This window comes from Thauera terpenica 58Eu (assembly GCF_000443165.1).
Lineage (GTDB): Bacteria > Pseudomonadota > Gammaproteobacteria > Burkholderiales > Rhodocyclaceae > Thauera > Thauera terpenica.
In genome coordinates this window covers 191,912-202,916 of sequence record NZ_ATJV01000059.1, presented here as the reverse complement: position 1 = coordinate 202,916, position 11,005 = coordinate 191,912, and the positions used below count along the sequence as shown (strand labels likewise).

10 protein-coding genes are annotated in these 11,005 nt (G+C 66.6%); 2 read left to right on the top strand and 8 right to left on the bottom strand.

From position 1 onward, the window contains the following. Positions 1–9: 9 nt before the first annotated feature. Genes M622_RS32010 through M622_RS31975 form a run of 8 tightly spaced genes read right to left on the bottom strand, consistent with a single transcriptional unit; the run spans position 10 to position 9,193 of the window. A complete protein-coding gene (locus tag M622_RS32010; RefSeq protein ID WP_031347001.1) occupies positions 10–738 on the bottom strand; it encodes a type II secretion system protein in 729 nt (242 codons plus the stop codon). Further along, complete coding sequence (locus tag M622_RS39370) at positions 726–1,979, bottom strand: hypothetical protein (RefSeq protein WP_021249753.1); 1,254 nt, start codon at positions 1,977–1,979, stop codon at positions 726–728. Before M622_RS39370 ends, M622_RS32010 begins: the two co-directional genes overlap by 13 nt. Beyond that, positions 1,976–2,473, bottom strand: a complete 498-nt coding sequence (locus M622_RS32000; RefSeq protein ID WP_021249752.1) for a hypothetical protein — start codon at positions 2,471–2,473, stop codon at positions 1,976–1,978. The genes M622_RS39370 and M622_RS32000 overlap by 4 nt, the downstream gene beginning before the upstream one ends. Next, complete coding sequence (locus tag M622_RS31995; protein WP_021249751.1) at positions 2,470–3,081, bottom strand: hypothetical protein; 612 nt, start codon at positions 3,079–3,081, stop codon at positions 2,470–2,472. Before M622_RS31995 ends, M622_RS32000 begins: the two co-directional genes overlap by 4 nt. Then, positions 3,078–4,544, bottom strand: coding sequence for a hypothetical protein (locus M622_RS31990; RefSeq protein WP_021249750.1), 1,467 nt, complete (start codon positions 4,542–4,544; stop codon positions 3,078–3,080). Before M622_RS31990 ends, M622_RS31995 begins: the two co-directional genes overlap by 4 nt. Before the next feature lie 13 nt (positions 4,545–4,557). Further along, positions 4,558–5,757 carry a type II secretion system F family protein gene (locus tag M622_RS31985; protein ID WP_021249749.1) on the bottom strand — a complete coding sequence of 400 codons (1,200 nt, stop codon included), beginning with the start codon at positions 5,755–5,757 and terminating at the stop codon, positions 4,558–4,560. Continuing rightward, a complete protein-coding gene (locus tag M622_RS31980; protein ID WP_031346999.1) occupies positions 5,754–7,457 on the bottom strand; it encodes a GspE/PulE family protein in 1,704 nt (567 codons plus the stop codon). Before M622_RS31980 ends, M622_RS31985 begins: the two co-directional genes overlap by 4 nt. Before the next feature lie 20 nt (positions 7,458–7,477). Continuing rightward, entirely contained in the window at positions 7,478–9,193 is a 1,716-nt protein-coding gene (locus M622_RS31975) for a pilus (MSHA type) biogenesis protein MshL (protein WP_021249747.1), read from the bottom strand. Between the two features lie 191 nt (positions 9,194–9,384). Between M622_RS31975 and M622_RS31970 the strand changes: the two genes are divergently transcribed. After that, positions 9,385–10,206 (top strand): ABC transporter ATP-binding protein, encoded by an 822-nt coding sequence (locus tag M622_RS31970; protein WP_021249746.1) that lies wholly within the window; start codon positions 9,385–9,387, stop codon positions 10,204–10,206. Then, entirely contained in the window at positions 10,203–11,003 is an 801-nt protein-coding gene (mlaE, locus tag M622_RS31965; protein WP_021249745.1) for a lipid asymmetry maintenance ABC transporter permease subunit MlaE, read from the top strand. Before M622_RS31970 ends, mlaE begins: the two co-directional genes overlap by 4 nt. Positions 11,004–11,005: the final 2 nt, after the last annotated feature.

Below are 11,005 nucleotides of genomic sequence, written 5' to 3'. Positions count from 1 at the left end.
ACGAGGTGTTCACAGTCGCCCGGCCTGGGCCAGGCGCGCGATCAGCAAGGGCCGGCCTATCCATATCAGGAGGTCGTCAAAGCTGGCGCTGACTTCACCGGACTGGTATTTGGGTTGAACGGCGGAGTAATGGGCATTGAGGCCGTCGGCGCTGCGATTGGCGCCGGTCGAAAACACCAGTGCCACCGCCTGCGAATCGCTCACCGTGACGTGGAAGTCATCGTGGCTGCGGATCTGCAGGTTGTCCGCCGGCGCAACGGCGGGCGTGATGGGCGCTTGCGTAAACGCGCGATCGACACGGTAGTGCCAGTGGCCGCTCCAGGGCTCGTCCGCGTGCACGCGCTCACGGCCCCAGGCGTCAGTGGCTGACATCGCCAGCGTGCGCCATGGCAGGCGACCTTCCACGCTGTGATTGCAGGGCAGCGCGTCCTCCACGCCATAGTTGGGATGGCTGGGGTCGGCTTCGGTGCTGGGGCAGGGCAGGCGGCCGTGGATGATGGCGAAGCCGGTCAGGGCCTGCTGGATGTCGCGCAAGCGCTCGAGCGTGAGCTGGCGGTCGCGTGCTTCCATACGACTGCCCAGCGGCACCAGCAAGCTGCCTGAGAGCAAGGCGAGGATGACCAGTACGACGGCAAGTTCAGCCAGGGTGAAGCCATGCTGACGCCGGGGTCTACTGGCGGGCGCCTGCGCCGGCGTGGTGGGGGGCGAACTCAGCGCGGGGAGACTCAATTCAGGCATCGGACCACATCCTCGGTGGCGGGGCGACTTGCGTCGCTGATCTGGAATGCTGGAATGCCGTGGAACTCGGGGACGCCAAGCAGGTAGTGGCGCGGGTTGTCGTCTTCGAGGTATTGCGTGATGTCCGCACGTTGCGCGGCGGTGTTGCGGTGCTGGCGCTGGGCGCCGTGGCGAATGCGTTCACCTCCGAACAGCAGTACGGCGTGGCAATGCCGGGTCTGGGAGGTGTTCGGGTCGATGAGGCGGATGCAGGCGCTGGCGTCTTCGCACGCCGCGAAGCGGAACTGGTCGCGCCAGTTGTCGTGGGCCGCGGCTGCGGCGGGTTCGGTGATCATCAATGCGGCTGCGGCGGGCAACTCGCCAATGACGAGCGCGCCGGCGGTGGCCCGGGTGTGCGCTTCGATGAAGTGCGCATCAGCCAGGCGTGGTGCGAGATGGGTGCTGGCGCGCTCACCGATGCGGTCGATGTAGAGGGCGAAATCACTGCGTCGGCGCAGGGCGTCGTAGATGTCGTCGATGCCGAGCCAGGCGATGAGATCGTTGCGCGTGACACCGCCAACCCGGCCTTGGTGGATGTCCGACGGGCCAGCAAGCGAAATCTCCGTGCCCTGATCGATGAAGGCGTCCAGGCTGCTCAGCGCGGAGTCGCCCCCGCTGCAGGGGCCGCTCCCGCGGTTGCCGCGGTGCTGGGTTTCGAGCGCAGGTCCAGGCGCGAAGATCACCGCCACCGCGCGCCCGTCCGCGCTGGCCACCGGCAGCGGGCTGCCGTTGTCGCCCCGTATCGCGAACTGTCCGGGGCTGTCCCAGTTGAGGGTGAGGGCTTTGGGATTGTTCTTGACGCTGGCGGAGAGCGCGTACCACAGGCACTCGCCCCAGCCATCGAGCAGCTCAGGCAGTGCCAGCGTACGCCAGGGCAGGCGCCCGATGGCGGCAAGGCTGCGTGCACCGCAGGCGCCTGCCGGCGTCGAGCCGGTGTTGCCCGCGTCAGGACAAGGCAGATAGCCATAGCCCATGTCGGGATGGCGTTCGTCGTAGCTGATCGCGTAACCGAGCAAGGCCTCGCGTGCTTGCGCCAGTGCGCTGAGGCTGTGGGCCTGGGCCTGGGCGCGGAAACGGGCGTTGAGTTCGCCCTGCGCGAGCATTCCGGTCGCGCCAAGGAGCAGCGCGAGCGCGAGCGCGGCAATCAGGCCCTGGCCGCCTACCTTGTCGCGCGCGGCTGCGAGACCGTGCCGAGGTCTCATCTGGCGGCCTCGGTGCTGGCCTCGGCAAGCGCGGAGTGCTGTGCCTCGGGGGCGGTGGCGGGGGTCGTGCTGGCGGGGGCTTGCCAGACATCGCCCGCGCGTAGCCGCTGCTGCGGGCGATGCGTCTGGATCAGTTCGAGGGCAGGAAACGGCGGGGCGCTCAAGCCGGGTGGGAGAGGGCCGGGCGTGCCGTCCAGCCACACCGTGATCTCGCCGCTCGAATGACGCACGAAGCCGTCGATGCGCTGTGTGGGGGCGAGGGCGGGTGCGCGCTCGACGGCGGTGGGTGGAGGGGGTGGTGGAGCGGGGGGTTCAGGCTGGTCGAGGGCGTGACGCTGCTCGGCGGTGAAGAACAGGCGGCCGAAATCGGCCTGTGCGGGGATGGGAAAAGCCGCAGCCAGGCTGCATGCGAGCGCCAGACGCAGCGCTGGAGCGCCCGTGACTTGACGAGCGCTGGCGGCTTGCCTTGTTGTACGTGGGCTGGGTGTGTTCATCGCGCCAGGTCCTGTGGCGGCGTTGCAATCGTCAACCAGTCGAGTCGGCAGCGGGCCTGGATGTGCTTGACGGCATCGTCGTCGTTGCGGGCCAGGGTGCAGGCTCGAGGTAAAACCACCGCGCCGTGCGCGGCCATCAATGCCGTGAGTAGTGGTATCAGCCGACCTTCATGTCGGAGCCCGACATCGATGTCGGCGGCGTGGGTGAGGATGCGGGCAGAGGAGGTTTCGACGCTGCGTTCGAGCGCAGGCGTAGACGTGAAGCGCAGTGTCTCCGCCTCGATGTCGTGGCGTGCGAAGATGCGCGCCGCCTCGGATGACCACATCGCGGGTGCAGGCGGCAGGAGTGCGCCGCGCGCTGCAAGCGTTTTCCAGTGCACGAGGGCTGCCTGCAGCGCTGGCTGCTGCTGCCTGAGCTGCGCGGTTTCAGTGGCGAGTTGGGCGTGCTGGCGCTGCATCCTGGCCAATGCGGATTCGGCTTCGTCCTTTTCGCTTCCTGACCAATGGCTGAGGCCGATCCCGCTGGCGGCGAGTGTGCCGCCCAGCAGCAAGGCCAGGGCTGTGCGCGCAGTGGGTAGGCGCGCGGGGAGCAGTCCGGCCCTGATCACTGCAGGGGCTCCTCCAGGCGGATCAGGGGCAAGCGCAGGGCGAGCCGGGTGTGGCCGTCGCGGTCGGCACTGAACTCGATGTCGCGTGCGCCACCAGCCTGGAGTTGGCTGACCAGCGCGTCGATTGCAGCGTGTCCGTCGGCCTGATGGGGCTTCTTCGGCCTGAGTGTGAGCTCGATGCGGGCGAGCAGCTGAGGCTCGTCCTCGGCTGTTGTCACGGGCGTTGAGGCTGACCAGCTCAGGGTGCGCAAGGAAAACTCAGGTGTGCGATCGAGCGCATCGGCCAGCGGGCGCAGGATGGCGAGCGGCGAGATCACTGCTGCGAGTTGTCTTTCCATCTGCTTGCTCATATCGATGATCTGCGCCGGCGGCGCGTCCAGTTGGGCATGGCTGGCCTCGAACTCGGCGCGTTCGCGCTGCAGCCCGAGGATCTCCTTGTGCAGCGTGCTGCTCGTTGCGCGCGCCGCAGCTGCCGCCTGCCATTGATGACTGGCGATGGCGATGCCGCCCACGAGCACGATCGCGCCCGCGCCGAGGGCCAGCGCATGCAGGTGGCGCGCAGCTGCAGAGGCGCTGGGGCTGGGACCTGGCCAGCCGATCCGGCGTGGCGCGCGCGCGAGCCAGTGCAGGAGCAGCGCCGTGCTGTCGCTCGGCGGGGTTCCAGCCTGGTGTCCGCCGAGGGCGACCGGGTCCAGGTGGTGCGTGCGCGCACACCCGGAGTCGGAGGCAACAGGCGGTACCGGGAGCAGGCTTGCAGCGGCAATCACGACCAGGTTGGGCGCGGCAGCGGTCGAAGATGTTTGGCGTGAGCTTGCGTAGTGCAGGGTACGCTCGAGTTCGGTGCGCCATCTGTCGTCGTCAAGCACGGCGTGAGCGTCAAAGCCCTCCACCAGTCGAGACAGGCGGGCGCTGCGCGCTTCAATCAGACTGACGCGCATCCCGGCACGGGTGAAATTGGCGACCAGCAAGGGAGCACCTGCTGCGGTGGGAGGCGAGATGGTCGAATTCAGGCCCGGGACGAAATGGGCGATCAGTCGCGCGGGCGAGATGAGCAACTCGGTCTCGAGCTTGCCATCGGATACTGCGGCCATCCAGGCATCAAGTCTTGCCGGCCGGCCGAGACCGCTGAACAGCAGCAGCTCGGTGTTGGCGTTGCGATCGCAGCCGAGTGATTCCGCGCTCGCGTAGGTGGGCTGAGGGTAGTAGCTGCTGAGGCGGCGGCTGATCAGGGCGCGGCGGTCGGCGCCGCGTGTGCGCGGCAGCTCTTCGGCTTCGAAGCTCTCGTCAGCCAGGTCCACCAGGACACGAAACCGCGTCCTGCGTGGCTGGCCATGCACCCAGTCGGCGAATGCGCCGTACTCACCGTTGCTGAAGACGGCGACCCGGGTGAACTCGCGCTTATGCTTGAGGAATATCTCCAGGCCGAGGTTGTCGATACGAAGCAGGAAAAGCGGGCTCGCCATGCTTGCTCCGGGCTCAGATCGGCAGGCGGGTGATGATGTCGTAGATGGGGCCGAGCACGGCGCTTGCGATCCACAGCAGCAGGCCGCCCATCAACAGGGTCAGCGCCGGCTCGATCGCCGCCTGCAGGCGGCCGACCGAGTTCGCGACCTCACGCTGATAGATCAAGGCGACATTGCCCAGGGCACGGTCAAGACCACCCGTATGTTCGCCCACCCTGAGCATGCGGCTTACCAAGGGCGGGAACAGGCCGGTGGCCTCGAACGCCGCGGCCAGACTGTGGCCCTGCTCGATCTGGCGAGTGGCGCGGCGCAGTGCTTCGCGCACCGCGAGGTTGCCGGCGGCGTCCTGGGTGATGTGCAAGGCGTCGATGACGGTGATGCCCGAGGCGTAAAGGCGCGCGAGGACTGCGGCGAAGCGCGCAAGGGCAAGCTTGATCTGGAGTTCGCCGACGACAGGCAGTCGCAGTAGCAGGTGATGGAGGCGGACGCGGGCAGCTTCGGAGTGCGCCAGTGTCCACTGTGCGGCGCCGATGGCGAGCATTGCCGTGCCCAGCATCGCCCACCAGCCTTGTGTGACTGCGTGCGACAGTCCGATGAGCACACGCGTGGCCAGCGGTAGCGCCTGTCCGCTGCTGCGAAACAGCTTTTCGAGTTCGGGGACGACGTGGACGAGCGCGACCACAAGGGCGAGGAGCATCAGGCTGGCCACGATCGCGGGATAGATCGCAATGCGACGGGCGTAGGCGATGAGTTCGTCTTCGTGTTCCAGCGCCTTGCCGATGTCGCGCACAGCCTCGGGGAGACGACCGGCCTCTTCGCCTGCGCGCAGCAAGGCGGTGATGACCGGCGTGAACACCGCAGGCTGCCGTGCTGCAGCCTCAGACAGCGGCTGACCGCGCTCGATGTCGGCGAGCAGGGCAGAGACCACGGCCCGCATGCGTGGATGGGAGGTTGCGTCGCGCAGCGCGCTCAAGCTGTCGAAGGGCGGCACGCCGGCCTCGAGCAGTTGCTCGAGGTGAAAGCAGAAGTGGATCAGTTCGCTGCGCGGCAGGCGTGGGCGCAGCCAGGAGGCCGTACGCAGCGCTTCGCCGTTGATGAAGACCAGCCCCTGGTTGTGGAGCCGTGCTTCGAGCTCGCTCAGATCGGTCGCGTCCATTTCGGCGCGGATGTGGCGGCCGTCGCTGGTCATTGCGCGGTAACGGAAGGTGGTCATGTATTCCGTTCCCTTTCGGTGGCGTGCGCGACGAGGTCCACGACGCGTGCGAGTTCGGCCACCGAGGTGGTGCCGTCGAGCACACGGCGTACGCCGTCGTCGGCGAGGCTGAGGTGATGGCGCGTGCGTAACAGCGCGCGCAAGCTGCCCAGGCCGCTGCCGATGTGTTCGTCGAGCGCGGCGTCGATGTGCAGCAACTCCATGATCGCGCGGCGACCACGGTAGCCGCTGAAGTCGCACGCCGCGCAACCGACTGGCACGAACAGCGGCGGCGCGTCGGCAGGCAGACCGAGCAGGTGGGCTTCGTCCGCCGTCGCGCTGGCTTCCTTGCGACAGGCCGGACACAGGCAGCGCACCAGGCGCTGGGCGATGATGCCGGACAGGTTGCCGGCGAGCAGGTCGGCGCGCAGGCCGATGTCAAGCAGGCGCGGGATCGCGCCCAGCGCGGAGTTGGCGTGCAGGGTGGCGAACACCTGGTGCCCGGTCAGGGCCGCACGCAAGGCCATCTGCGCGGTGTCGGCGTCGCGGATCTCGCCCACGAGCAGGATGTCCGGATCCTGTCGCAGCAGGGCGCGCACGCCGTCGGCAAAGCCCAGGCGCGTGCCCTCTCCGATCGCAGTCTGGCGAATCTGCGCCATCGGATACTCGACCGGGTCTTCCAGGGTCATGATGTTGACCGCCTCGGTGTTGAGGTGGTTGAGCATGGAATACAGCGTGGTGGTCTTGCCGCTGCCCGTGGGGCCGGTTACCAGGATCAGGCCTTCCGGGCGTGACAGCATGTGCTCGAGCGTGCTGCGCTGCGCAGGGCTCAGACCGAGCGCGGCCAGCGGCACGATGCCTTTCTCGCGGTCGAGGATGCGCAGCACGATGTTCTCGCCGTGCAGCGTGGGCTGGGTGGCGACGCGGAAATCGATCGGCCGGCCGGCGATCGCCAGTGAGATGCGACCGTCCTGCGGGCAGCGTGATTCGGCAATGTCGAGCCCGGCCATGACCTTGAGACGGACTGCGAGCTCGGGCCAGAAGGACTTGTGCAGGGCGCGCACCTGACGCAGGGTGCCGTCGATGCGCAGGCGAAGGCGCAGAAAACCGGCTTCGGGTTCGAAGTGGAGGTCGGAGGCGCCGCGTGCAACGGCTTCTGCCAGCATGGCATCGACCAGTCGTATCACCGCCTGGCCATCGCGCGCGCCAGCGCCGATGCGGGCCTCGCCGCGACTGTCGCGCTGCTCGATCTCGCGCACGATGTCGTCGATCGCCACCGCCTGACCATAGTGGCGCTCGATGGCGCGCTTGAGCTCGGCGTCGGCGGCAAGGCGCAGCTCGACCTGGATGTCGGGGCCGAGCTCGGCCTGCAGGCGGTCAAGCGCGATCAGGTCATTGATCCTGGCCGTGGCGACGATGAGGTGGCGCTCGGCCGCACGGTATTGCAGCGCCAGTAGTTGATGCCGGGTGGCCAGGGCTTGCGGTATGAGTGCCACCGCGGCGGGATCGGCGAGCGTGTCGCTGAGGTCTACGCTGACGTGGCCGCAATGGCTGGCAAGTGCGTCACGCAGGGCGGTGTCGCTGAGAAAGCCGAGCTCGACCAGCACCTGGCCAAGCGGGCGCTTGCGCCGTTGCTGTTCGTGCAGGGCGACACGCAATTGGTCGGCGCCGATGAGGCGGGCCTCGAGCAGCAGCTGGCCGATGGGCAGGGCAGCGTTCAACGGGGCGTTCAAGGGCGCATTCATTGGCCGGCTCCGGGTTGTGCAGGCAGAAGCAGCGGACGCAGGGGCACGGAGGGCAGATTGCGTTGGCCGGGCGAGGGCGCGGAGACGAGAAACTCAGGACCTGGCAGGTGTGCGGCGTAGCTCGCGTAGTCACCGTCGATGCCCGGATCTTCGATCAGCAAGGGACGCAGGAAAATCAGCAGCTCGGTGCGGCGAACGGCGTTGTCCCGGCGGGTGAACAGCTCGCCCAGCACGGGCACGTCGCCCAGCAGCGGGATGCGGCCGGTGTCGTGATCGATGCGGTCCTCCATGAGGCCGCCGAGGACGGCGATCTCGCCGCTGCGCAGGCGCAGCATTGATTCGATTTCACGCGTGCGAATCTGCGGAACACGGTTGGGGATGTTGCGTAGCGAGGGGTTGGGGTCATCCTTGAAACCGGAGATGCCGGAGATGGTCGGGCGCACATTGAGGGTGATGTCGCCAGTGGCGCTGATCTGTGGCGTCACCGACATGACCATGCCCACGGACACGGACTGTGGCGTGGTGGTGGCGGTGATCTTTTCGCGCTCGCTGTCGCCGTATTGGGTGGTGGAGGCATCGACGAGGAAATACACGTATTCCTCCACCACCTTGAGCATCGCGGTCTGGTTGTTCAGCACCGACAGGCGTGGGCTCGACAACACCTTCACGGTGCCAAAGGTCTCGAGTAGTTCGAGCTTGAGCTCGGTGCTGCCCGAGGCATAACTCAGCGTCGGCGCGGGGGTGCCTGCTCCTGCGCTGCCGCGCGGGCGGATGTTCCATCCCGGCAGACCGAGGCGGGTCCAGTCGACACCTTGCTTGTAGCCGTCGGCCAGCGTCACTTCGACGATGGTGGCCTCGATCATGACCTGGCGGCGCGAGGCGCGCTGCACGGCGTCGATGAAGGCCGCGAGCTGTTCGTGCTGGCGGGCAGTGGCGCGCACCATCACCAGTCCGCTCTCGCGGTTGATCATGATGTCGCTGTCGTGGCAGTCCGTGCCATCTTCAGTGCCGCAGCGCGGCCCGGCCTTGCTGCTGTCGGCGAGCACGGCGCGGATGTTGCTCAACACGGATTGCCAGAAGTCGTTGTTCGAGCGGGTTTCGATCTGGGTGACCGAGGTGTTGCCGGCGGCGTTGCTGCGACCGTCGGCACCGCTGCCGCTGGTCGCTATCTGGGTGCTGGTGGCGACCGTGCCGCGCATCGTGCGACTCAGGTTGACGTAGTCGAGGGCGTAGCTGCGTACGAAGGGTGAGTCCGGACGAACGCTGAGGAGATTGGCGACGATCTCGTAGCGGATCGGCGCCTGGCGCGCAACGCGGGCAAGCAGCTGAGCCAGCGTCTGGTCGATGGCATTGAGCGTGACGCGACCTTCGATGCCTTCGTGCAGGTCGAGGTTGAGCTCGGCGTCACGGCCTATGGCAAGCAGGAGTTGCGCTACCGGGATGTTGTGTACCGCGACTGAATAGGTTTTTTCCGGAGCCTCGAGCCTGGCCGCTGGCGGGGCCGGGGTGACAGCGGCGGCTGGGGTAGCGGCGGTGTCGTGCGGGGGGGCGCTGTGGGGAGTCGGAACTGCTGCCACGGAAGTGCCTGCGTGCGCTGTCGTGTCAAGATGACCGGTGGGTGCCTGATGGCTGCCGAGCCCCGTGCAGCCTTCCAGCATCAGTGTGCACAGAAGGGCCGTCAGCGCGGTGCGGCAGGCGATACGTAAGCTCATGCGGGAATGCTAAACGCATTTATGATAAAAGAAAATATCCTTATGCCATAATTTGAGCTGATCGCAGGGGCGGGACCCCAGTGGTTTTTTCGCCCGCTGTGCGGTAGTTGTGCTGTTGCAATGCAGCACCATGCTGAGCTGGTGTGTCTGCCTCTGCTAGAATGAGCGGTTCTCAATCAAAGACGTAAGCCGTGGCCAACACAGACGATCGTGCCCCCCCTCTCGTTTCCTTGCGCGATGTCCACTTCGCCTATGGCGAGCGTTCGGTGCTCAGCGGCATCGACCTGAATGTGCATCGCGGCCAGGTGGTGGCGATCATGGGCGGCAGCGGCTGCGGCAAGACCACGCTGCTGCGTCTGATCGGCGGTCAGTTGAAGGCAAGTGCGGGTGTGGTCGAAGTCGATGGTCAGGATGTCGGCAAGCTGGGCGGCAGCGCGCTGTATGCGCTGCGCCGGCGCATGGGGATGCTGTTTCAGTTCGGTGCGCTGTTTACCGACATGAGCGTATTCGACAATGTCGCCTTTCCCTTGCGCGAGCACACCGACCTGTCGCCTGCGGTGATCAGTGATCTGGTGTTGATGAAGTTGCAGGCGGTGGGTCTGCGCGGTGCGGCCGGTCTGCGCCCGGGTGAGCTGTCCGGCGGCATGGCGCGGCGGGTGGCTCTGGCGCGTGCGGTGGCGCTCGATCCGATGCTGGTACTGTACGACGAGCCTTTCGCCGGGCTGGACCCGATTTCGCTGGCCATCGTCGGGCAGCTCATTCGACGGCTCAATGATGCGCTCGGCGCCAGTTCGATCATGGTCACGCACGATGTGCATGAGTCGCTCGAGATTGTCGACTACCTGTACTTCGTTGCGGACGGGCGCATCGTGGCGCGCGGCACGCCCGACGAGATCCGCGCCTCGAGCGATCCCTTTGTTCATCAGTTCGTCAACGCCGAGGCTGATGGCCCTGTGCCCTTCCATTACCCTGCACCGCCGATCGACAGCCTGCTCGACGTGAGGCTCCCATGAACGGACTGATTGCCGGCATCGTCGGTGGCCTGCGCCACATCGGCGAGCTCACCATCAATGGTATCTGGCGGCTCGGTTTCATCACCCGCTTCCTGTTTGCCGTGTTGCTGGCCTCCGGTCAGTCGCTGCGCCGCATCCATCTGACCATTCGCGAACTGTTTTTCAGCGGTGTACTCTCATTGCTGATCATCACCGTGTCCGGACTGTTTGTCGGGCTGGTGCTTGGCTTGCAGGGCTACGACATCTTGCAGCGCTACGGTTCGGCCGATGCGGTGGGGGTGATGGTGGCCCTGTCATTGTTGCGCGAACTCGGGCCGGTGATTGCGGGCTTGCTGTTCGCCAGTCGTGCGGGTTCGGCAATTACTGCCGAGATCGGGCTGATGAAGACCACCGAGCAGCTCAAGGCGATGGACATGATGGCGGTCGACCCGCTGGCGCGTGTGGTTGCGCCGCGCTTCTGGGCCGGCGTGCTGGCCATGCCCTTGCTCGCTGCGCTGTTTTCGGCGATGGGCATCTTTGGCGGCTGGCTGATCACGGTCGTGGTCATCGGCGTCGATGATGGCGCCTTCTGGTCACAGATGCAGGCCACGGTCGAGTTCGAGTACGACGTGCTCAATGGCGTGATCAAGTCCTTCGTGTTCGGTGTGGTGGTGTCGCTGATTGCGGTGTTTGAAGGCTACGATTGCAAGCCCACGGCCGAAGGTGTGTCGCGTGCCATCACCCGCACTGTTGTGACTTCGGCCCTGGTCATTCTGGCCCTCGATTTTGTACTCACCTCTTTCATGTTCCGGGGTTAATG

What these genes read in the sequence shown, in the direction of transcription:
- M622_RS32010 (WP_031347001.1), bottom strand. Translation starts at nt 738, where the DNA reads ATGCCTGAATTGAGTCTCCCCGCGCTGAGTTCGCCCCCCACCACGCCG.
- M622_RS39370 (WP_021249753.1), bottom strand. Translation starts at nt 1,979, where the DNA reads ATGAGACCTCGGCACGGTCTCGCAGCCGCGCGCGACAAGGTAGGCGGC.
- M622_RS32000 (WP_021249752.1), bottom strand. Translation starts at nt 2,473, where the DNA reads ATGAACACACCCAGCCCACGTACAACAAGGCAAGCCGCCAGCGCTCGT.
- M622_RS31990 (WP_021249750.1), bottom strand. Translation starts at nt 4,544, where the DNA reads ATGGCGAGCCCGCTTTTCCTGCTTCGTATCGACAACCTCGGCCTGGAG.
- M622_RS31985 (WP_021249749.1), bottom strand. Translation starts at nt 5,757, where the DNA reads ATGACCACCTTCCGTTACCGCGCAATGACCAGCGACGGCCGCCACATC.
- M622_RS31975 (WP_021249747.1), bottom strand. Translation starts at nt 9,193, where the DNA reads ATGAGCTTACGTATCGCCTGCCGCACCGCGCTGACGGCCCTTCTGTGC.
- mlaE (WP_021249745.1), top strand. Translation starts at nt 10,203, where the DNA reads ATGAACGGACTGATTGCCGGCATCGTCGGTGGCCTGCGCCACATCGGC.